24 protein-coding genes are annotated in these 21,827 nt (G+C 39.1%); 7 read left to right on the forward strand and 17 right to left on the reverse strand.

The annotated features are described in order from the left end of the window. Positions 1–6 precede the first annotated feature (6 nt). Entirely contained in the window at positions 7–477 is a 471-nt protein-coding gene (locus tag ACLCDL_RS13855) for an FKBP-type peptidyl-prolyl cis-trans isomerase (RefSeq protein WP_423148938.1), read from the reverse strand. A gap of 174 nt (positions 478–651) precedes the next feature. Here ACLCDL_RS13855 and ACLCDL_RS13860 point away from each other — a divergent pair, with 174 nt between their 5' ends. Beyond that, positions 652–1,128 (forward strand): hypothetical protein, encoded by a 477-nt coding sequence (locus ACLCDL_RS13860; RefSeq protein WP_423148939.1) that lies wholly within the window; start codon positions 652–654, stop codon positions 1,126–1,128. Positions 1,129–1,275: 147 nt separating this feature from the next. On the opposite strand, the gene ACLCDL_RS13865 is transcribed toward ACLCDL_RS13860, so the two are convergent. The 10 genes from ACLCDL_RS13865 to pdxA all read right to left on the reverse strand — a co-directional run bounded on the left by ACLCDL_RS13865 (position 1,276) and on the right by pdxA (position 10,090). After that, positions 1,276–2,856 (reverse strand): M28 family peptidase, encoded by a 1,581-nt coding sequence (locus ACLCDL_RS13865; protein ID WP_423148940.1) that lies wholly within the window; start codon positions 2,854–2,856, stop codon positions 1,276–1,278. Positions 2,857–2,865: 9 nt separating this feature from the next. Beyond that, entirely contained in the window at positions 2,866–3,300 is a 435-nt protein-coding gene (gene rpiB, locus ACLCDL_RS13870; protein ID WP_423148941.1) for a ribose 5-phosphate isomerase B, read from the reverse strand. A gap of 35 nt (positions 3,301–3,335) precedes the next feature. Then, complete coding sequence (gene tatC, locus ACLCDL_RS13875; protein ID WP_423148942.1) at positions 3,336–4,217, reverse strand: twin-arginine translocase subunit TatC; 882 nt, start codon at positions 4,215–4,217, stop codon at positions 3,336–3,338. A 74-nt stretch (positions 4,218–4,291) separates the two neighbouring features. After that, entirely contained in the window at positions 4,292–5,641 is a 1,350-nt protein-coding gene (gene accC / locus ACLCDL_RS13880; RefSeq protein WP_423148943.1) for an acetyl-CoA carboxylase biotin carboxylase subunit, read from the reverse strand. A 66-nt stretch (positions 5,642–5,707) separates the two neighbouring features. Continuing rightward, positions 5,708–6,202, reverse strand: coding sequence for an acetyl-CoA carboxylase biotin carboxyl carrier protein (gene accB, locus ACLCDL_RS13885; protein WP_423148944.1), 495 nt, complete (start codon positions 6,200–6,202; stop codon positions 5,708–5,710). A gap of 68 nt (positions 6,203–6,270) precedes the next feature. Next, positions 6,271–7,260, reverse strand: a complete 990-nt coding sequence (locus ACLCDL_RS13890; protein ID WP_423148945.1) for a beta-ketoacyl-ACP synthase III — start codon at positions 7,258–7,260, stop codon at positions 6,271–6,273. Positions 7,261–7,266: 6 nt separating this feature from the next. Beyond that, a complete protein-coding gene (plsX, locus tag ACLCDL_RS13895) occupies positions 7,267–8,205 on the reverse strand; it encodes a phosphate acyltransferase PlsX (RefSeq protein WP_423148946.1) in 939 nt (312 codons plus the stop codon). Between the two features lie 15 nt (positions 8,206–8,220). After that, positions 8,221–8,412 (reverse strand): 50S ribosomal protein L32, encoded by a 192-nt coding sequence (gene rpmF, locus ACLCDL_RS13900; protein ID WP_423148948.1) that lies wholly within the window; start codon positions 8,410–8,412, stop codon positions 8,221–8,223. A 16-nt stretch (positions 8,413–8,428) separates the two neighbouring features. Beyond that, on the reverse strand, positions 8,429–8,962 hold the full coding sequence (locus ACLCDL_RS13905; RefSeq protein ID WP_423148950.1) for a YceD family protein: 534 nt from the start codon (positions 8,960–8,962) through the stop codon (positions 8,429–8,431). 72 nt (positions 8,963–9,034) lie between these two features. Then, on the reverse strand, positions 9,035–10,090 hold the full coding sequence (pdxA, locus tag ACLCDL_RS13910) for a 4-hydroxythreonine-4-phosphate dehydrogenase PdxA (protein WP_423148951.1): 1,056 nt from the start codon (positions 10,088–10,090) through the stop codon (positions 9,035–9,037). A gap of 93 nt (positions 10,091–10,183) precedes the next feature. On the opposite strand from pdxA, the gene rsmA reads away from it, so the two are divergent. Continuing rightward, on the forward strand, positions 10,184–10,963 hold the full coding sequence (gene rsmA, locus ACLCDL_RS13915) for a 16S rRNA (adenine(1518)-N(6)/adenine(1519)-N(6))-dimethyltransferase RsmA (protein WP_423148952.1): 780 nt from the start codon (positions 10,184–10,186) through the stop codon (positions 10,961–10,963). Position 10,964: 1 nt separating this feature from the next. Continuing rightward, the gene (locus ACLCDL_RS13920) at positions 10,965–11,897 is read left to right on the forward strand and encodes an NAD(P)-dependent oxidoreductase (protein WP_423148953.1); all 933 of its coding nucleotides are present in this window, start codon (positions 10,965–10,967) and stop codon (positions 11,895–11,897) included. Positions 11,898–11,904: 7 nt separating this feature from the next. Here the strand turns inward: ACLCDL_RS13920 and ACLCDL_RS13925 are convergent, their stop codons facing one another. Both ACLCDL_RS13925 and ACLCDL_RS13930 read right to left on the reverse strand, forming a co-directional pair. Next, complete coding sequence (locus ACLCDL_RS13925) at positions 11,905–12,162, reverse strand: hypothetical protein (RefSeq protein WP_423148954.1); 258 nt, start codon at positions 12,160–12,162, stop codon at positions 11,905–11,907. Positions 12,163–12,329: 167 nt separating this feature from the next. Beyond that, positions 12,330–13,427: a mechanosensitive ion channel family protein gene (locus ACLCDL_RS13930; protein WP_423148955.1), complete on the reverse strand. Its 1,098-nt coding sequence runs from the start codon at positions 13,425–13,427 to the stop codon at positions 12,330–12,332. Positions 13,428–13,582: 155 nt separating this feature from the next. Here ACLCDL_RS13930 and ACLCDL_RS13935 point away from each other — a divergent pair, with 155 nt between their 5' ends. After that, on the forward strand, positions 13,583–15,775 hold the full coding sequence (locus ACLCDL_RS13935; RefSeq protein WP_423148956.1) for a bifunctional alpha,alpha-trehalose-phosphate synthase (UDP-forming)/trehalose-phosphatase: 2,193 nt from the start codon (positions 13,583–13,585) through the stop codon (positions 15,773–15,775). Here the strand turns inward: ACLCDL_RS13935 and ACLCDL_RS13940 are convergent. Next, a complete protein-coding gene (locus tag ACLCDL_RS13940) occupies positions 15,772–17,550 on the reverse strand; it encodes a glycoside hydrolase family 15 protein (RefSeq protein WP_423148957.1) in 1,779 nt (592 codons plus the stop codon). The two genes, ACLCDL_RS13935 and ACLCDL_RS13940, sit on opposite strands and share 4 nt — an antisense overlap. A gap of 238 nt (positions 17,551–17,788) precedes the next feature. On the opposite strand from ACLCDL_RS13940, the gene ACLCDL_RS13945 reads away from it, so the two are divergent. Further along, a complete protein-coding gene (locus ACLCDL_RS13945) occupies positions 17,789–18,127 on the forward strand; it encodes a hypothetical protein (RefSeq protein WP_423148958.1) in 339 nt (112 codons plus the stop codon). A gap of 44 nt (positions 18,128–18,171) precedes the next feature. Here ACLCDL_RS13945 and ACLCDL_RS13950 read toward each other — a convergent pair whose 3' ends face one another. Further along, on the reverse strand, positions 18,172–19,044 hold the full coding sequence (locus tag ACLCDL_RS13950; RefSeq protein ID WP_423148959.1) for a cyanophycinase: 873 nt from the start codon (positions 19,042–19,044) through the stop codon (positions 18,172–18,174). A 160-nt stretch (positions 19,045–19,204) separates the two neighbouring features. Here ACLCDL_RS13950 and ACLCDL_RS13955 point away from each other — a divergent pair, with 160 nt between their 5' ends. Next, the gene (locus ACLCDL_RS13955) at positions 19,205–19,681 is read left to right on the forward strand and encodes a rhodanese-like domain-containing protein (RefSeq protein ID WP_423148960.1); all 477 of its coding nucleotides are present in this window, start codon (positions 19,205–19,207) and stop codon (positions 19,679–19,681) included. A gap of 139 nt (positions 19,682–19,820) precedes the next feature. Here the strand turns inward: ACLCDL_RS13955 and ACLCDL_RS13960 are convergent, their stop codons facing one another. Beyond that, positions 19,821–20,666 carry an arsenite methyltransferase gene (locus ACLCDL_RS13960; RefSeq protein WP_423148962.1) on the reverse strand — a complete coding sequence of 282 codons (846 nt, stop codon included), beginning with the start codon at positions 20,664–20,666 and terminating at the stop codon, positions 19,821–19,823. A gap of 53 nt (positions 20,667–20,719) precedes the next feature. Beyond that, on the reverse strand, positions 20,720–21,049 hold the full coding sequence (locus ACLCDL_RS13965) for an ArsR/SmtB family transcription factor (protein WP_423148963.1): 330 nt from the start codon (positions 21,047–21,049) through the stop codon (positions 20,720–20,722). 227 nt (positions 21,050–21,276) lie between these two features. Here ACLCDL_RS13965 and ACLCDL_RS13970 point away from each other — a divergent pair, with 227 nt between their 5' ends. Continuing rightward, on the forward strand, positions 21,277–21,702 hold the full coding sequence (locus ACLCDL_RS13970; protein ID WP_423148964.1) for a DoxX family protein: 426 nt from the start codon (positions 21,277–21,279) through the stop codon (positions 21,700–21,702). The last annotated feature ends 125 nt before the right edge of the window (positions 21,703–21,827 follow it).

A 21,827-nucleotide genomic window follows, 5' to 3' on the forward strand; every position in this document is an offset into this window, starting at 1 on the left:
TTATAATTATTTTACGTCAAGTAGTTCAATATCAAAATCTAAAACGGAATTAGCCGGAATCCCGTTCTGGGCCCGCGGGCCATAGGCAAGACCGGAAGGAATAATCAGGCGAATTTTGCCTCCCTTTTGTATTAAAGGAACGCCGTATTGCCATCCGGCGATTACTCCTCCAAGTTGAAATGAAATCGGTTCGGTAGTTTGGGGAATTGTAGTTCCGTTCAATAACCGCAGTGCATATTTAACAGTAACAGTGGTATTTGCAGCATATTGAACATTTCCGGTTCCCGGATTAGAAACAATATAATACAAGCCACTTTGATGTTTTTGAGCTGTAAGATTATTTTTTGTAAGAAATTCTGTTATCAGCTTATCATCAATCTGTGCTTGCTTGGCAAAATCATACGAATCATTCGAATTTTCTTTACAGGATATAATCGTAAACAGCACCAGCACCATTGGCAGTAATTTCTTCATCATTTTCATAATCACCGCAAATTTATCCTTTTAAATCTCAAAAACTAAGTCTTAACATAATTTAACAAATAATCATTTTTTATTTTCCATAAAGAAATAATTTTGTCGTCGTAAATCAAACAATCTTATTAATGCTTTGTATCTTTTGGGCATTAGTATAAAACTAATAATCAAATCATGAAAAAATTAACATTTGCCTTTTTCGCAGTCTTTCTGCTGATCTCAACTTCGCTTGAATTAAAAGCTCAAACCTATAAATATGCATTAGGGGGCCGATTAGGAGCAGCAAACGGCATAACATTTAAAACATTTACCAGCGATAACGCTGCTCTGGATTTTATACTTAACTTTCAATCTAAAAAAGACTATTCTTACTTCCGCTTTACAGGCTTATATGAAATACATAACCCGATAAACAATGCACCCGGCTTACGTTGGTATTACGGTGGTGGCGGCACCCTTGGAAGTGTGGAATATAAACCTACCAATGAGAGTGATTTCCTGGTAAGTGTGGACGGTGTACTGGGCCTTGATTATAAATTTGACGGTGCGCCAATTAACCTTGCCTTAGACTGGAAACCAGCTATTGAAGTGACACCCAATACAGAATTTGACGCTAACGGGATAGGCCTCTCCATTCGTTTTACTTTTTAATATCTGCCGGGGGGTATTATAATCTCTTACGTATTATTAAAATATACTATGGTCAGGACTATTTAAAAAAGTCCATTGAGGCCAACAGCTTTATCAATCACATAACTATAAAATAAAAAGAGCGGATGAAAATCCGCTCTTTTTATTTTATTCTGCCATATCAGTTTTCTTGTCAACCACAGGCCGTTTATCCCTGTTTACCAAATCCCAGCAGGTATAAAATACCAGTCTTGCCCTTTTTACAAGCAAATCAAATCTTATTTTACTTATTTCATCGCTTGGTTTATGGTAATCCTCATGAACTCCGTTAAAGTAAAAAATAATAGGAATATTATGTTTTGCAAAATTATAATGATCTGAACGGTAGTAAATCCGCTCCGGATCATTCGGGTCATTATACTTATAATCCAAATCGAGCTTAGTGTAAGTAGCATTTGCCTTTTCACTTATTTTATGAAGATCTGTACTTAGTTTATCAGAACCGATGAGATAGCAATAGTTCGGATTAGACTGGTGAACGGAATCTACCCTTCCAATCATATCAATATTCAAATTGGTAATTGTATTTTCCAAAGGGAATACCGGGTGCTCTGAATACCATTCCGAGCCTAAAAGTCCTTTTTCTTCCCCTACATTTCCTAAAAATAAAATACTGCGTCGCGGACCTTTTCCTTCGGCTTTAGCCTTAGAAAATGCTCTTGCAATTTCAAGTATGCCGGTTGTACCTGAACCATCATCATCAGCACCGTTATTTACTTTATCCGTACCTTCGTTGGTTAACCCGATGTGATCATAATGTGCTGAAACAACAACAAGTTCGTTCTTCAAATCCTTTCCTTCTAGATAACCCAATACGTTTACGGCTGTAACATCGCGATTTTGTAAGCCAAAAGAAGTGCTGAAGTCGGCTTTAACAACCTGAGTGGCCGGTTTTCCGCTGTTGTCAATAGCTGCTTTAAGAGATTCATAGCTTTTTCCTGTGCTTTGCAGCAGCTTGTCTGCAACCTCAGGAGTAATATTTATAATGGGAGTTTTCGCTTTCTCTGTTTCAGAAGATTCCTTTTTTAAGGATAAACGTCCTTCAGTAAAATAACCCGGATACTTTTTAAGTAAAGGGTCTACATCTGGACTTACAGCAAGAATTGCAGCTGGGTTTTTTGAAAGCAGTGATTGAATACGTTTGGCCTTGCTCCTGCTCCAGTCCGACGTTTCACTCGACTTAGTTACTGCTGATACTCCATCTTTAACCGGCTCGCCTTTATTGATCAGCAATACTATTTTTCCGGTGACATCAGTACCTTTCAAATCATCGTAGTTTTCGCTGCTAATCCCATACCCAATAAAAACAAGTTCATTCGTTTTTATAGTTTGAGATTGCGGAGTACCCGAAAAATAAAAATCCTTTCCGTTCTCAAAAGCTTGGCTGTTAACCAGGAAGGAAGAGACCTCAAATTTAGTTTCTATAAGAGGCACCTGCTGAAAGTAACTTCCGTTAACGGGTGCTTTCAGCCCGAGTTTCTTAAATTCTCCCGCAATATAATTAGCTGCCTTTTCAGCTCCGGGAGTTCCGGTTTCTCTCCCTTCAAATTCATCTGAAGCCAGTATGGACAAGTGTTTTCTTGCATCAACAGTATCAATGAACTTAGCATATTTTTCTGCAACAGGATTCTGACCAAGAACCTGTAATGACAGGCCTATTCCTATCGTTAATAATGAAATTTTACGCATAATGAATATTTAACAGGATATTTTATTAACCCTTGTTGCATGGCGTCCGCCTTCAAAGGTTGTATTTAAAAATTTTGAGGTAATGGCTTTTGCCAATTCAATTGAAATAAATCTTGCCGGAATACATAGAACATTTGCATTGTTATGAGAACGGGCTAATTCTGCAAGTTCTTCCTGCCAGCAGATAGCCGCACGTATTCCCTGGTGTTTGTTAGCTGTAATTGCCACCCCATTTGCACTTCCGCAAATTAATATTCCAAGGTCAGCTTCACCGCTTTCAACTGCACTGGCCACAGGATGTGCAAAATCAGGATAGTCTACAGAGTCTGAACTGTAGGTGCCATAATCTTTAACCTCATAATCTTGCAGAAAGTCGGTAAGTTGTTGTTTGTACCCAAACCCTGCATGATCACCTCCAATCGCTATTTTTAATTTATCTGCCATTGTAAATTCAAACTATTATATATTGTATTTATTATTTACTCCTTGTAAAAAGCAATTTCTGCCTTTTTCCGCTTCCTTTCAACCCGTGCCGAAATAATTATACTTATTTCATAAAGAAGAAACAACGGGAAACTTACAGTGAGCATTGTCAGCATGTCCGGTGTTGGAGTAACTATTGCTGCAATTACCAGAATAATTACCGCAGCATACCTGCGAGACGAACGCATAAACTTGGGCGTCATAATTCCCATCTTCGATAAAATAAAAATCAAAATAGGAAGTTCGAATACAATTCCTGATCCTAAAGTTAACGTAGCAACTGAAGACAGGTATGAATCAATTGTGATCTGATTATCAATGATGCTGCTTATTTTATAATTAGCTAGGAAATTAATAGAAAGCGGTGCAATAATGTAATAGCCAAATAATACCCCTAAAATAAAAAGGAGAGTTGCATAAAAAACAAAACCACTGGCCGAAGTTTTTTCTTTTTCATTAAGCCCGGGTTTTACAAATCGCCATACTTCATATAAAAGATACGGGCCTCCGAGCACAATTCCGATAATTAATGAAGAGTTTAGCTGCAAAGTAAATTGCCCTGCCATTTCGGTATTAATAATATTGAAAGGAATATCTTTTGAAATGCAGAAGTCAGGACCAAGATGGAACTTCTCACCGATAATGCACATCATTCTGTACGTCCAGAAACTGGCTTTTTTGGGCCCCATGATAATACCATCAAAAAGCTCGTCGTAATAGGCAAAAGCAAGGCTGGTAAAAATAACAACAGCAATAGATGCTCTTATCAAATGCCATCTTAAAACTTCGAGATGATCAAAAAAAGACATCTCAGATTCGTAATTTTTCCCTTTATCCTTTATAGTCTGGAAAAGATTTTTTCTTTTACTATCACTCATTTTTACAAGAAAACAAAAATACCATTCTGTACATCAGAATGGTATACGTATTTTAATTTTTACCGGATTTTGAATTACGCTTTATATTCATTTAAATCAAAACTTTCCATAAACTTCGTTGTAAAATTTCCTGCTCTGAAATTCGGATCCTTCATCAACCGGATATGAAACGGTATGGTAGTTTTTACCCCTTCAATAACAAACTCGCTTAAAGCACGCTCCATTGTTGAAATTGCTTCTTCCCTGGTTTGAGCGGTACATATAAGTTTTGCAATCATGGAATCGTAATTCGGGGGGATCTGGTAACCTGCATACACATGTGTATCCACCCGCACGCCGTGGCCACCTGGTGAATGAAAATGCGTAATTCTGCCGGGTGCAGGCCTGAAACCATTAAAAGGATCTTCAGCATTTATACGACATTCAATAGCATGTAAGGCAGGAATATAATTTTTCCCTGAAATCGGAACACCTGCTGCTACTTTAATTTGTTCTTTAATCAGGTCATAGTTGATAACTTCTTCCGTTACCGGATGCTCTACCTGTATCCTCGTATTCATTTCCATGAAATAGAAATTCCGGTGCTTATCAACTAAAAATTCAATAGTACCTGCACCTTCGTATTTTACAGCAACAGCGCCTTTAACGGCCGCCTCACCCATTTTCGTACGAAGTTCATCGGTCATGAACGGAGAAGGAGATTCTTCTACCAGTTTCTGGTGGCGTCGCTGGATAGAACAATCTCTTTCTGAAAGATGACATACTGTTCCATACTGGTCGCCCACTACCTGAATTTCAATATGGCGTGGATCTTCTACAAATTTTTCAAGATAAATACCGTCATTGCCAAACGCTGCTCCTGCCTCCTGTCTTGCGGAATCCCATGCTGGTTCGAACTCTTCATCTTTCCAGACGATCCGCATTCCGCGACCGCCGCCGCCGGCCGTTGCTTTCAGAATAACCGGATAACCGATTTCATTGGCAATTTTAATTCCTTCCTGCACGTCAGGAACCAAACCATCTGATCCGGGAATGGTAGGTACGCCGGCTTTCTTCATGGTATCCTTTGCTGAAGCTTTATCTCCCATGGCATTGATCTGCTCTGGCGTCGCTCCAATAAACTTGATTCCGTAATCTCTGCAGATTGCAGAGAATTTAGCATTTTCTGAAAGGAAACCATAACCCGGATGAATTGCATCCGCATTGGTAAGCTCGGCAGCAGATATAATATTAGGTATATTCAGGTAAGAATCTTTACTGGCTGGCGGGCCAATGCATACAGCCTCGTCAGCAAAGCGAACATGTAAACTTTCACGATCGGCAGTAGAGTAAATGGCAACTGTTTTTATTCCCATTTCCTTGCATGTCCGAATAATTCGTAAAGCTATTTCGCCACGATTCGCAATTAATATTTTTTTAAACATAGCTTCTATTTGAGATCTGATTTATGGTCGGGCAACTGAAAAGTTCCCGGGATCAATAATCAAAGATTAGCTTGGGTCAACCAGAAATAAAGGCTGATCAAACTCAACAGGACTGGAATTTTCTACAAGTATTTTTACTATTCGCCCAGAAACTTCCGATTCAATTTCATTGAATAATTTCATTGCTTCAATGATACAAATAACCTGTCCGGATTGAATTTCGTCTCCAACATTTACAAATACCGGTTTATCTGGACTTGAAGAACGGTAAAACGTACCGATCATAGGAGATTTTACGGTGATGTATTTTGATATATCTTCCTGGCCCGAAGCAGCAGGAGCTTTTGATTCGGCAGGTACAGAAGCCGGAACTGACACAGGGTTTGATACCGGTGAAGCAGTTGAGGGTAAAGGTACAGCTGCAGGAACTGTAGCGGTAACATAAGTAGGAGCCTGGTTGGTTTTTATCGTGATTTTGAAGTCCTTTTCTTCAATGGAAACTTCATTAACACCTGACTTTGAAACAAACTTTATTAGTTCCTGTACTTGTTTAATATCCATTTTCTTCCGGATTAGTTTTTGATAAGTTAGTTTGACAATCTAAGTTAAAACAAAAAATTAAAATGTGTTTAATAAGCCCATTTTAAATAAACGGAACCCCAGGTGAAGCCACCACCAAAAGCTGCCAGTACTACATTATCCCCTTTTTTCAACCTTTTTTCCCATTCCCAAAGGCATAATGGTATGGTGCCGTTTGTTGTGTTGCCGTAACGCTCTATGTTAATAGCAACTTTATCACGGCCAACTCCCATACGGTTAGCTGTTGCATCAATAATACGCTTATTTGCCTGGTGCGGAATAAGCCATGCTACATCGTCTGAAGCCAGGTTATTTCGTTCCATTATTTCTGCCGCAACATCTGCCATATTGGTAACGGCAAACTTGAAAACGGTTTGCCCTTCCTGATATGCGTAATGTTCATTAGCATCAACAGTTTGATGAGAAGCTGGTTTTAAAGATCCGCCTGCTTTTAAATTAAGGAAGTTCTTACCTGAACCATCACTTTTTAAGATAGAATCGATAACCCCGTTTCCTTCTTCATTTGGTTCGAGAAGCACAACGCCACAACCATCACCGAAAAGTATACAGGTGGTGCGGTCCTGGTAATTTACTATTGATGACATTTTATCGCCACCAACTACCAGTACTTTTTTATGTTTTCCTGATTCGATAAACTGGGCTCCGGTAGTAAGGCCAAAAATAAAGCCTGAACAAGCAGCCTGAAGATCGTAGCCCCAGGCATTTTTCGCTCCTATTTTATCAGCTAAGATATTTGCCGTTGCCGGAAAAGGCATGTCGGGTGTAGAAGTACAAAAAATAATAAGGTCTATCTCTTCGGCTCCTATTCCCCTTTTCTGCAGTAATCCGTTAACGGCCGGCACAGCCAGGTCAGAAGTTGCCAGTCCCTCTCCTTTTAGTATCCTGCGTTCTTTGATCCCTGTTCTGGAGGTAATCCACTCATCATTGGTGTCTACCATTTTTTCTAACTCATGGTTAGTTAAAACGTAATCAGGTACGTAGCCATTAACTGCTGTTATTGCAGCGAAAGTTTTTTGCATATCAGATTAAGTAAATGCGGCTGTAATCTTTTCTATAAGTTTTGAAGCGATCATATCTCTCGATTGAAAAATCATGTTCTTGATAGCTTCGGGAGTTGAAATGCCATGACCGATTATTACCGGGGCGTTCACCCCCAGAATGGGGCTGCCGCCATATTGCTCGTAATTAAACCGGTCAAAGAAATCGTCTTTAAAGCCTTTCTTTAATGTTAGGATATAAAATGTTTCGGCCAGCTTCAGCACAACGTTGCCGGTAAATCCATCACAAACAATTACGTCGGCTTTTTCATTAAAGAGGTCGCGTCCCTCAATATTCCCGATAAAATTAAACATTTTAGTGTCTCGCATCAGGGTATGAGACGACTGGGTAAGCATGTTTCCTTTTTCTTCCTCTTCGCCTATATTCATCAGGCCCACCTTGGGATGATGGATTCCTAAAACGTTTTCGGCATATAAACTGCCAAGTACGCCAAACTGCAATAAGGTATCGGGCTTGCAGTCGGCATTAGCGCCAACATCAAGCATCAATCCAAAACCACTTTTTAATTTCGGAACAATAGCAGCTATTGCAGGACGAACAACTCCGGGAATATTTTTAACACTGAACATTGCTCCTACAAGCATAGCACCTGTGTTTCCGGCTGACGAAAAGGAATCTATTTTACCTTCTTTAAGGAAATTAAAGCCAATACTTATGCTCGAGTTTGGTTTTTGAGCAATAGCTTTTGTTGCATGTTCACCCATCCCGATAGTTTCGGTGGTATGGATAAACTCAATAAGATCGGGATTGAAGTTTTGTTCAGAGAAAAAAGGATGTGCTTCTTCTTTGTTACCTATCAGCACCAGCTTGTGCGAGGGGTCCAGAATCTTGTAGGCTTCTATCGCTCCCAAAACTGTTGCCTTGGGAGCGTAATCACCGCCCATTATATCTAAGCCAATTTTCATCTAAAGAAAAAACCCTTATGCAATAGAGGTATTTTCAATAACTAATTTACCTTTATAGTACAAATTGCCATCTACATTATAAGCACGATGAGGCAAATGTACAGCACCAGTAGTTTTGCAGGTAAATAAAGTTGGCGCTTCTGCTTTATAATGCGTTCTTCTCTTATCTCTTCTGGACTTGGATAATTTTCGTTTTGGATGTGCCATCTCTTCCTATTGTTAATTATTTGTTTTTTATTTTTTTCAGTGCCTCCCACCGTGGGTCGTCACCGGCATTTTCTTCATTTTCCCGATCTGAAAGCGCATTTAGCTTCCCGATCATTTCTTTATCACACCAGGCTAAGTTTCCTGTATCGTCACAACGGTTAATATAGGGAACTGAAAGGTTGATATATTCATAAATCAGATTTGAAACATCTATTTCGTGTTCATTTCTGCTCAATACAATAATTTCTTCCGTATCCTTAGCCAGATCTTCGTCACTGAACTTAACAATCTGTCTTTCTGTAAAATCTACAGCCGAAGGATATTCAGCAAGACAAACATCACAATTCAGGAAAATGTCTCCATAAATATGAAATTCAAGGATCAACATAGTTTCCTGCTTGTCCAACTCCAAATCAACCTTCAATCTTCCATTCTTTACCAGCGAGTATTCAAACTCCTGAAAGAATTTCCCATCAACCTCTAATTCAAAGTTATGCTTTCCTATTTTTAATCCCGTAAACGGGATACGATATTGCTGCAACGGTTTCAAAGCACGACAATTGAGCCTGCAAAGTTAGATAAAAATAATTAGTGTAGAAAGTTTTTTATAAAAGGACTTATTTTAATCCCGATCTTTAGAAAGCTTTGAAATTTTCAATGGATTAGCTGTTAATTCTTCCTGTTCTCTGCGCCGTTTTACTATGTTCATTGCCAGGAACAGCGCCTCAGTAAAAGATGCTTCCGAAGCCATATTTTTTCCTGCAATGTCGTATCCGGTACCATGATCCGGCGAGGTGCGCACTACCGGCAATCCGGCAGTAAAGTTTACGCCGTTATGAAAAGCGATGTGTTTAAACGGAATAAGTCCCTGATCGTGATACATCCCTAAAACAGCATCAAATCTCAGATAGGCATTATTTGCAAAAAAACCGTCAGCCGGGAAGGGACCGAATGTAAATATTCCACGCTCATTGGCTTCTTCAATAGCCGGAATGATAATTTCCTGCTCTTCTGTACCGATAAGTCCGTTGTCGCCCGCATGGGGATTTAAACCCAAAACTGCAATTTTAGGCTTTTGAATCCAGAAATCCGTTTTAAGGCTTTGATTCATCAAGGCCAGTTTTGATAGTATTTTTTCTTTTGTGATAGCCGCCCCTACCGCATTCAAAGGTATATGCCCTGTTACTACACCCACCTTTATATCTTCTGCAACAAGGAACATCAGAGAATCGGCTGAACCAGTTTTTTCCTGGATATATTCGGTATGCCCGGGGAAATTGAAAGTTTCGCTCTGAATGGTATGCTTATTAATCGGGGCAGTAACCAAAGCATCTATATTTCCGGCCAGAAGATCTTCCATTGCCCGTTCAAGTGAAATCAAGGCATATTTTCCGCCTGTTTGATTGGCAATACCCAAATCAATACGTACATCTTCCGTCCAGCAATTAATCATATTGGGCCTTTTGGGATGAGCTTCAGCAGCAGCGGAAATCACATGAAAATTAAAATCATTCATACCTAAGGTTTTGCGATGAAACGATGCCACTTTTGTATGTCCGTAAACAACGGGAGTAAAAAAATCCGTTATACCGGCATTTGAAAGTGTTTTAATAATCACTTCCAAACCAATCCCGTTTAAATCACCTATAGATATACCGATTTTAATCTTATCACTCATGGAGAAACTTATAATTACCTGCAAAGTAAATACTTTGAAATGAAACTGAGGAATTAAGAGCAAAGTTTGCGTAATTTGCGGCAGTACAAAGGAATGAGTTCAGTAAGAGCAAAAAAACACCTCGGACAACATTTTTTAACAGATAAAAATATTGCCGAAAAAATAGTTAACAGCCTAAATTTTAAAGATAATTATGCTGAAGTTCTGGAAGTTGGCCCTGGAATGGGAATCCTCTCAGATATTTTACTTCAGAAAAAAGAGCTGAACACTTATCTTATCGATCTTGATGTCGAATCAATTGAATTTTTAAGTAAAAAGTATCCTCATCTGGGAAAAAAACTGATATATGGAGATTTCCTTGAGTTAGACCTTTCGGAGATTTTTAAAAACAAATACGCAATTGTCGGTAACTTTCCTTATAATATTTCTTCGCAGATTCTTTTTAAAGTACTCGAAAACCGTCAACAGGTAATTGAAGTTGTTGGGATGTTTCAAAAAGAAGTTGCAGAACGTTGTGCCGCCAAACCGGGAAGCAAGGAATACGGAATTTTAAGTGTTTTTTTGCAGGCCTACTACCATGTCGAATATTTATTTACGGTAAAACCCGGGGTATTTAATCCACCGCCCAAAGTACTTTCGGCAGTGATCCGGCTAAAAAGAAACGAGACGGAACGTCTTGACTGCGATGAAACCTTATTCTGGAAAGTAGTAAAAGCAGGCTTTAACCAACGCAGAAAAACACTGCGTAATGCACTTTCAGCCCTTATAAAAAAAGAAAACATGACAGATGAACCACTTTTGGAACTGAGAGCGGAACGCCTGTCTGTTAATGACTTTATACAACTTACCAATATCATTTCTTTGAAGAAATAGTATGAATACGAAAAGAATTTTAATTGTAGATGACCTTCATCACGAATTCCAGCAGGAAGCCGAGAAATTAGGATTTATAGTAGATAATCACCCCGAATATACTTTAAATGATACGCTCCAGGTAATAGCAGATTATACAGGGCTGGCAATTCGAAGCAAATTCAGAGTTGACAGGGAGGTTATTGATGCCGCTTCCAATCTGAAATTTGTGGCAAGAGCAGGAGCTGGGCTCGATAATATCGATGAAGTTTACCTGAAAGAAAAGAACATTATTTGTATCAATGCCCCTGAAGGGAACAGGGATGCTGTAGGAGAACATGCTATGGGGATGCTTCTGATACTGACCAACAACCTCAGGAAAGGCGACCGGCAAATACGAAACGGAATATGGGACCGAGAAGGCAACAGGGGTTACGAGCTGAAAGGGAAAACTGTTGGGATTATTGGTTATGGTTTTATGGGAATGAGCTTTGCCCGGAAGTTACAGGGTTTTGGGGTTCAGGTTATTGCTTATGACAAATACAAAACCGGTTTTAGTGATGACTTTGCCCGGGAAGTAAGCATGGAAGAAATAGTAAAACATGCGGATGTTTTAAGCCTGCATATCCCGCTTACCAGGGAAACTAAACGACTTGTCACCCGCGAATACCTGTTTCATTTCAGGAAACCGATCTTCTTCCTGAATACAGCAAGAGGCGAAATTGTAAACACAGCCGATTTGCTCAACGCTATAGACGAGGGCAAAATTCTGGGTGCAGGGCTGGATGTTCTCGAAGTAGAAAAATTTCCTGCACTAAAAGAACAGCCCTGGTACCAGAAACTCGTCAATAATGAACGCGTACTTCTAAGCCCACACGTTGCGGGCTGGAGCTTTGAATCGTATAAAAGAATATCTGAAGTGCTTGCTATGAAACTTCAGCAGCTCAAGCTTTAAGCTGCCTTTAGTTTATAGCAACATCGGGGTTGTATTTCATAAACTCGGAATACGCTTTACTAAGCTCCTTAACAGAGTTTACTTCAAAATCAATTCCCCAGGGGGTCCAGGAGATAAATTTTTGTTTTTCACCTGCCTGTTTGCCCTCTGTAGCAGTGTTAGGAGTAGAGATTTCTTCATATACGCCAAAATTTCCTAACGTATAATATTTAATTTTCTTTGAACGAGCTGCAAGGTTGTGAGATTTGTTCAATTTGAATCCCATTTTCTTAATCCAATTTTTAATTGAGGTGGCTCTATTCCGTGTCATTACCTTAAAAAATTAATGTTTTACATTGGGTTGGTTAACAAAATTTTAACAAGAACAATACCATCAGTATATGCCAGAATTTTAAAAATTCACCCTATTGGTTCAAAATAAACCGGATAATTTTAAATTTTCTCGCTTGTGGGAAGTAATTCTGTTCGATTGCGAGGCAAACTGTTAGGGAATTTGTTATTTATGTAACGTATCAGGTTTTCTCTTACAAAACATCTCAGATCGAAAACTTCACCTGAATTCCTTCCGCTTACCAACACTCTGATTTCAAGCGTTTTTTCCTTTGAATCTGTTACCTGCAAAACGCCCACGCGTCTGTCCCAAAGCTTATTCGAGTCGAGCAGGCGATTTAATTCTGTTCGCAATTCATCAACAGGAACAGAATAATCCAGATAAAGCATAACAGTGCCCAAAATTTGAGACGAAACGCGTGTCCAGTTTTGAAAAGGCTTCTCAATAAAATAATTAATAGGAAGGATCAGGCGCCGCTCATCCCAAAGCCTCACAACCACGTACGTGAGCGTGATTTCTTCTACCCGTCCAAATTCGCCTTCAACTATCAATGCGTCGTCTATCCTTATTGGCTGTGTAAAAGCGATCTGAAAACCTGCCAGCAAATTGCCAAGCGACCTTTGTGCTGCAAAACCTACAATTATTCCTCCTATTCCGACACCGGTAAGAAGTCCGGCTCCCAGTTTGCGCAAATTCTCAAAACTTAGAAGAATAACAGCAATAGTTACAAGCACAATCACTACATGCACCAGCTTTCGGATAAATTGCAGCTGTGTCCGGATCTTCCGCTCTTTAAGATTATCAGCTTTGCTCAAATCATATTTATAAGTCACATAATCTTCAACTATTTTAACAAGCCCCATTAAAAGCGCTGCAAAAGAAACTGTCAAGCCTATTTCTACTACTTTGTCTAAAAACCTGAGTGATTTAACACTTAACCTGAACAATGGCATAGCTGTATTAAGAAATAAAAGCGGGAGGAAGAATCGGGCAGGTTTTTCGAGGTTTTTTACAATAGACTTGAACAGGAAGTAGCTGTTAAACTTGGTATAAAAACAAACCAGGCGGCGTATAATTGTTACCGAAATAACTCCACAAAAAACAGCGAGTAAAATAAGCACCGTGTTCCAGATAAGGTCCGGAATCTTATTTAAATATTGAGTATAAAGGTCGTTAAAAAAGCTTTGCAGATTGTCCATAAAAGTTGCGGATTACAAGATAGTTTGACGTGCCGTAACACATTTTACCCTTAATTTTCGTTTTGCTATAACAGATTAAAAAAGAATATGTCTGAGGAAAATCGTTTTTTTAATAAAACCACCTCGTTTTTTTCAGCTTATTATTAAGAATATTTATGGGGAAAACAATCATTATATCAAACAGGCTGCCTGTTAAGATCTCTAAAAATGAAGATGGATTTAAATTAAAGCCAAGTGAAGGCGGACTTGCTACCGGCTTGGGATCCATCTATAAACAAGGAGGTAATTTATGGGTAGGCTGGCCAGGATTAGAAATTGAAAATTCAGAACAGCAAACAGAAGTAAGCAAGAAACTGCTAAGGGAAAATCTTGTTCCCGTGTTTTTATCGCAAGAGGAAATAAACTTTTATTATGAAGGGTTTTCCAATGAAATCTTATGGCCGGTTTTTCATTATTTCCCATCTTATGCAAAATATCATCAGACTTACTGGGACTGGTATAAACAAGTTAACCGGAAATTCAGTGAAGTTGTATTGCCTTTGTTAGAGGCGGGTGATACGGTGTGGGTACACGATTACCAACTTTTGCTGCTGCCCGACTTAATTCGCAAAGCGATACCGGGAATTACTATCGGCTTTTTTCAGCATATACCATTTCCGTCTTTCGAGCTTTTCAGGCTGATACCATGGCGAAAGGAACTATTGGAAGGCGTTCTTGGTGCAGACCTGGTTGGTTTTCATACCTACGAGGATGCACATTATTTTCTTAATTCTGCCAAGCGCCTCCTCCCGGTACAAACATCATCAAACATTGTTACTACCGATCATCGCACCGTTGTAGTTGATTCATTCCCAATGGGAATTGATTTTAAAAAGTACGAAGCGATGACCGGCCAGGCAGAGGTAAAAACTCAGGTTCAAACTATTAAAGAAACCTTTCAAAATGTAACTTTTATACTTTCTATAGACCGGCTCGATTACAGCAAAGGGATTTTAGAACGTCTGCAAGCGCTTGAACTTCTTTTAACCCTAAAGCCTCAATACATTGAAAAAGTTGTTCTTTACATGATCGTGGTGCCGTCCAGAGATACCGTACCACAATACAAAGAACTTCAGGATGAGATAGATAAAGTAGTAGGAAGCATGAATGCCCGGTTCAGAACTTTAAACTGGATTCCGGTGCATTACTACTACCGTTCGTTCCCGTTCGAAATGTTATCCGCCCTCTACTACTCGGCGGATATTTGCCTGGTAACACCTATGCGGGACGGGATGAACCTGGTTTGTAAAGAATATGTGGCAAGCAAAGTAAACAACGACGGTGTACTAATTCTGAGTGAAATGGCGGGAGCTTCGAAAGAATTGGTAGATGCCATTATCGTAAACCCTAATAACGTAGGCGAAATTTACAGGGCAATTACCGAAGCGCTGGAAATGTCGGCAGAGGAAAAGACTCGCCGAATGAAAGCAATGCGTGAGATCGTATCAAAATTTAATATAAATCATTGGGTTAAACTCTATATGTCAGGATTAAAAGAAGTAAAACAACTACAGTCATCCATGGAAACAAAGCGAATAAATACAGCAATAAAAGAAGATATCGAAAAACAATATATACATGCAGACAAGCGAATCATTTTTCTGGATTATGATGGGACGCTGGTAGGCTTTAAAGGCAACATAAACCAGGCTGCACCAGATGTTGAACTATATGATATTCTTCGGCAGTTAACTGCGGATACTGACAATAAGATTGTTTTGATAAGCGGAAGAAATTACCAAACACTTGAAGAATGGTTTAAAGGTTTTGCGGTAGATATGATAGCCGAACACGGTGCCTGGCAAAAGAAATACACAGGTGAATGGTCTAAACTCCCCGGATTAACAGATTCCTGGAAGCAGGACATTTTTCCGATACTTGAAACTTATACCGACCGCACTCCCGGTTCATTTATAGAAGAAAAAAGCTTTTCGCTGGTTTGGCATTACCGTAAGGTTGAAGGCGGCCTCGGTGAATTACGTGCAAACGAATTACTGAATAACCTCAGCTATTACACCTCTGATAAAGGCTTGCAGCTTTTACCCGGCAACAAGGTAGTTGAAATAAAGAACATGGAAGTTAACAAGGGGATGGCGGCGCTAAGCTGGCTGGAAAATACGGCTTTTGATTTTATTATGGCTTTAGGAGATGACCACACAGATGAAGATATTTTTAAAGCTTTACCTGAACAGGCCATCTCTGTAAAGGTGGGAACCAACAAATCTGCGGCAAAATATTACCTTTCTGACTTTCAGGATGTAAGACAACTACTCAAAAGCCTGTCAAGTAAAAATACAATCCCGTATTAAAGAAATACGGGACGATCTAATTTCATGGCTATTTTATACGCAGCATTCATCAAGCCCACATGACTGTAAGCCTGGGGAAAGTTACCCCACTGGCTTCCGGTTGCTTCGTCTACATCTTCGCTGAATAACAAAAGATGATTGGAGTATTGCAGGAGGTTTTCAAACTCCCTTACAGCATCGTCTATTCGCCCTACTGTAGCCAATGCTTCTACGTACCAGAAGGCACAGATAAGGAATGTAGTTTTTGGCTTTCCAAAATCATCGGCATGAAGGTAGCGGTAAAAAAGCCCGCGGGGTGTTTTAAGTTCTGCCTCAAGCGCTTTTAAGTGATCTTTTGCCTTATCTGATGCCGGATCGAGGTAATTCATCATGATCAGTTGCAGCGTACTGGCATCCAGATGCTGGCTCCCCACAGCATTTGTATAAACCCTTCGTTCCAGATCATAACAACTTTCTATATGTGCAGCGGCTTTATTTTGAAGTGCAATGGCCTTTTCCTCGAGCGCTTTATCGCCAATGGTACGGGCCATTTTAGCCGCCGCGGCACATCCCGCCCATTGAAAAAGGTTGCTGTAACAGTGAATGTTGGCAAAATTCCTGAATTCCCAGATACCGGCGTCTTTCTCATCAATAGTCCGCTCAATTTTATCCAGTACAAAATTTATCCATTTATCAGAATCCTGCCTTTCCCTGAAAACAAAGCGATGGTCTACATATAAAGGAAGCAGGGAAATCATCACCTGCCCGTAAATATCGTTTTGAATGTGCTCTGAAGCCTGGTTGCCGATTCGAACGGGTTTATTTCCACGATATCCGTCTAGATCAACGATTTTCTCTTCTAAGTCTTTTTTTCCTGTTATCCCATACAGAGGTTGGTAACGAAAATCTTCAGAAACAGAAATATCAGAAACATAACTGAAGTATTTTTCCATCTCCTCAAAATGGCCAATGTGGTTTAATGATGAAATCACATAAAATGTATCACGCAACCAGCAGTAGCGGTAATCCCAGTTTCTGCCACTGCCATCATGTTCTGGTAAACTTGTGGTGCTTGCGGCAATGATGGCTCCTGTATCTTCAAACTGATGGATCTTTAAAACCAGCGCCGAACGGATTACATATTGTTGGTAAAAACCTGCAATGGTTGAATGTTTAATCCACAAGCGCCAGTAAGCAATGGTTTCACGAAGAAATTTATCGGCTGTGCTGATTAAAGGTGCATCAAAAGAATCGCCGTATGAAAGGAGGCAGTATTTAGTTTCATTAAGGACAAAAAACTGCTCTTCAACGAGGTAGTTTATCGGAATATTGGTAGTAAGCCGGATGTGTTCATCACCTACATATTTAATATGATTACTGCCCTGCAATGGGGTCAGCTTCTTTTCGCCGTAATCAGAAACAGGCCTGCAGGTAACTTTGATACGTGGAGTACCTTCTATGGGCTCTATTTTCCTGATAAGCATTAAGGGCTTAAAAAACCGGTCAAACTGCTGGAAACGAGGAGCAAAATCAGTAATACGATAGCGCCCGTTTGCACAGGTAATTTCGGTACAGAGCACATTGGTATTTTCCAGGTAATATTGATTAGAGGTATAATTCTCAGAAACCGGTAAAATGGAAAACTCGCCGCCTTTTTGTTTATCAAGCAATCCGCCAAAAACAAATGAACTGTCAAATCGGGGCCAGCACATCCATTCGATATTGGTGTTTTTATGTACATGAGCCAGGAAAGCGCAATTTCCTATAAGTCCGGTTTCATAAATGTGTTTTTCCATCAAAAAAGGAACTCAAAAACCGCATAAAGGTTTTTTGATTTGATCTTTGTGATGAATTACTGTTGAAAAGGAAGGATTAGAATGGACACAGCAAGCTAAACGTACTTTAACTTATAAACACTTTCCCTCAAAAAAATATCATTAACCCCTTGTTTACTCATCCTACTCAGGCTGTATATTATAAGCATCTGATCTGCTCTACAGCACATGGATTATCATTTAAGGGAATGTTGATCAATTGAAAATATATACGGATATTGTGTACCCAATTATTACCGTAAGCCTGACAAAAAGAATGATCACCCTGCGTAAAGTAGAAATATTTAAAAAGTTTAACGGGGATATAAACTGTTTTGCCAGCGCTGCAAGCCTAGAAGAACTTATAAGCATTTCGGCTAATGAATGGTTTTTTATAAACGACCTGCTTGACGATCTGGAACTTGTTGATACCGGCTTTGCTTCCGATAATTTTATTACTAATCTTGATATCTGCCTAGAAAGAAACATTGAAAGCATAGATACTTTGCTGGAACTAAGAATGCTGAACAAAGAACTTCTCTTTGTATGTTTCAGGTAATTTTTGTTTAATCAAATGCTTATTCTGTATAGCCACAAATTTTATTAAATATGAGGCGGGTTATTTTGCGGGATATTAAACGTATCTCCCCGGGTTAATAAATGCACCCGTAAATTTTTCACCGAGAGCGGTACTTTCTTGTCGTAATCCAAAATATTTGAGTCTGTAATATTAAAGCCGTCAATTACTATAATTATTCCGCTGCCGCATACTTCAGTTTCCCGTCCGTTTCTGATTATTAGTGCCGTATCTTCACTTATTCCCAAGCCGATGCAGGTAGGATTTGTGGTAATTGCCTGCGCCATCCTTACAAACCGGGCCCGATCTGTAAAATGAGTATCAATACAAACATCTTTTAAAAACTCCAGTCCGGTAGTAATCCTTATTTCACCAACTATTTCCTGAACATCCTGGTTTCCGGTATAGATCATTGGAGTTGAAAGCGCCATTGCACCTACGCTGGTTCCGGCTATTACAAAATGTTCGTTTATATAGCGTTGCTTTAACAAAAGAAGAAATTCTGTACCGCCATAAATGGAAGTAAGCCTTAACTGGTCTCCGCCGGCAAAAAACACGGCATCTGCTTCTTTTATGCGTTCTTTCAGGTTGTCATTCAATAAGTCCTGACGTGTTTTGTGGTGTATTTGACGGATTTTTTTTATGCCGATTTCTTTAAAGACGTTCACATAATCCTGAAACAGTTCATCTTCCTTACTGCTGGCAGATGTGATAAGTTCTATTACCGCTTTTCCTTTTTCTTTTCCCGTCAGATCAACAAAAGTTTGTAATATCTCTAAAGGATTTGGATTGTCTTGCTGTGATTTCTTTTCAGGTTCTTCTCCTTTGTTTTCATGACCGCCAATAGCCATTAAAATCCCCTTGGGAACAGGACTATTATTAAGTGGAACTATATCCATTAAGAAAACGTGTTTCTAATACTACAAACGCAATTGGCACATGTTTATTAAATTATAGGATTTTAAATTGCCTAATAGGCAAGATTTATATTAAGAGAAAAACAAGCGATTGATATTCGATAAAGTGCTACCTTTATTGATATATAAGTTTAGAATAAGAATGAAAAATCGTTTTATCTTTTTGCTTTTCAGTTTCCTAATTTTAACGGCTTCAATAGCCATCGCACAAACTATACCCACATTGCAGGCCCCTCATCAGCATGATCCCTGGACTGCTGAGGATCTGATAGAACCATCTCAACTGGCTGCGCTGATGAAAGATGACAAAGCTGCCAAACCACTGATTTTTAATATCGGGCAGGTGAATGCTATAAAAGGAGCTCGAAGCACCGGCCCTGTAAAAGAGGCGCAAAACCTGGAAGATTTTAAGAAGACGCTTCAGAGTTTGTCAAAAGAAACTCCAATAGTTTTTTACTGTGGCTGTTGCCCTTTTGGTAAATGCCCTAATATACGCCCGGCTTTTAAAGCAGTAAAAGAATTGGGCTTTACCAATGCACATCTGTTAAATCTGCCAACCAATATTAAAGTTGACTGGATAGAAAAAGGATATCCGTTGGAGCAGGAAGGGGCAAATTGAATAAGAAGAACCAGTTTGTTGGATTCTTTATAAATAATAACAAGAAGAAATTCATTGAATTTCAGAAATTGAAAGCACTAATTTGGTGTTTAGGTGAATCTCTTCTTGTTAAAAAGAATACATGTAGGTCACTTAGCAGTTAACTACAGCAGTCCGGCCCGCAGCACGATTTTGTTTCGGCCGGTTTTTCTGCATAAACCGTGATGCTGAAAATCCCAGTCTCACCACATTTAAATTCTTCTATTTCTTCAGCGCTGAGGTAATTACTTAAAATATCATCCGGGATAGTAATTGCCTTTTCTTTCTGAATGGATATGGACGTAAATCCTGTTCTCTTAATAATCTCCAGATATTCTTCTTTTTTAATTGCTCCTGAAACGCAACCGGCGTACATTTCTGCTGCTTCACGAATATTTTTCGGAAGATGACCTGATAATACAATGTCAGAAATACTGAAATGGCCACCTGTTTTCAACACTCTGAAAATCTCCTTAAAAACATTTTCCTTATCCGGTACAAGGTTAAGTACGCAGTTACTTACAATAACATCGGCCGTATTAGCCGTTACGGGCATTTTTTCAATATCTCCCTGACGAAACTCCACATTATTAAAACCAAGTTTTTCTGCATTCTCACGTGCTTTGTTAATCATGGCTTCAGTAAAATCAATGCCGATCACTTTACCAGCATCCCCTGTTTCTGCACGAGCAATAAAACAGTCGTTACCTGCACCTGAGCCCAGATCAATTACCAGATCTCCTTTTCTTATCTGAGCAAACTGTGTGGGCAAACCGCAGCCTAAGCCAAGATCAGCCTCCGGATTGTAACCATTAAGCTCTGTATAATCCTCATTCATTATATTATACACTTCCGTGCTGCAACATCCTGAACCACAGCAGGAAGTTTCGTTTGTTACCTTGTCCTGTAATGCAATTTCACTGTATTTCTGCCTTACGAGTTCTTTCACTTCTTCGTTTGTTTTCATGATTTTATTTAATTTATTTATTGTAATATTACGATGATATATGATAAAAATTTTTAACAGCAGTCTGTTGCCCCTTTATAACCGGCAATAAATTCACTGATTTCTTTGCCAAGGTTTTTCCAGGTTTGAGGATTGATGCAATAACATACACTTGCTCCTTCTATTGTTCCCTGAATTAGTCCCGCGTTTTTGAGTTCTTTTAAATGCTGAGAAGTAGTTGCCTGTGCCAGTCCAAGTTCATCTACCAGATCGCCGCAAATACAGGCCCGACTTTTTATAATATGTTGTAAAATGGCAATTCTTGCCGGATGAGCAAGCGCTTTTAAAAGCTGAGCCAATCTGTTCTGCTCTTCAGTGAATATTTCTGACTTGGTCGCTCCCATATATATCGCAATATTACGATTATTATTTCCCCTTACAAATTTTTTTATAATTCATTAAAACTAGTTATATCTGCTCCCGGTTATTGCCGCATTCAAAGGTTTGTTATAATTTGCGTTAAAACGTTACAGCATAAACTGCCGTAAAACACCCGTTATATTGTCACATTTACACCCTCTCAGATAGTATAAGTTGAACGAAATTTGTCTTATCACTAAAAACTAAAAATATGGCAACTATAAAAAGAACTAAAATTGTATTCTGGTCCGCAACAGTATTAATCTTTTTGTTTGAAGGTGTAATGCCTGCCCTGACATCTCAAACTGAACTTGCAAAAGAAGGAATCAGGCATTTGGGTTATCCCGAATATTTTGGAAATGCGCTTGTTGTTTTTAAGATTCTGGGATCTCTGGGCTTGATTATTCCTAAATTACCCCAAAGAATTAAAGAATGGGTTTATGCAGGTTTTGCATTTGATTTCATTTTCGCTTGCATCAGTCATTGGGCAGTTGACGGATTCGGTGCGCAAACTGTTTTTCCTCTTTTCATCTTTGCAATTCTGATTGTCTCTTATGTTTCTTATCATAAACTTAAGAGATACCAGCACGAAAGTAATTTTAATTCTAAAACATCCGGCTATGCATTTCAGTCATAGATAATTAAATCAAAAGGCAGCGATTAATGGACTGCCCCCAAAAGTTTGGACGAATTTAGTTATTAGATTTGTAATAATGAGCTCGATATTCCATCGGGCTCATTCCATTTAAATTCAGTTTTATT

Origin of the sequence: Rubrilithobacter danxiaensis (genome assembly GCF_047272945.1) — a bacterium.
Taxonomy (GTDB): domain Bacteria; phylum Bacteroidota; class Bacteroidia; order Sphingobacteriales; family Sphingobacteriaceae; genus Rubrolithibacter; species Rubrolithibacter danxiaensis.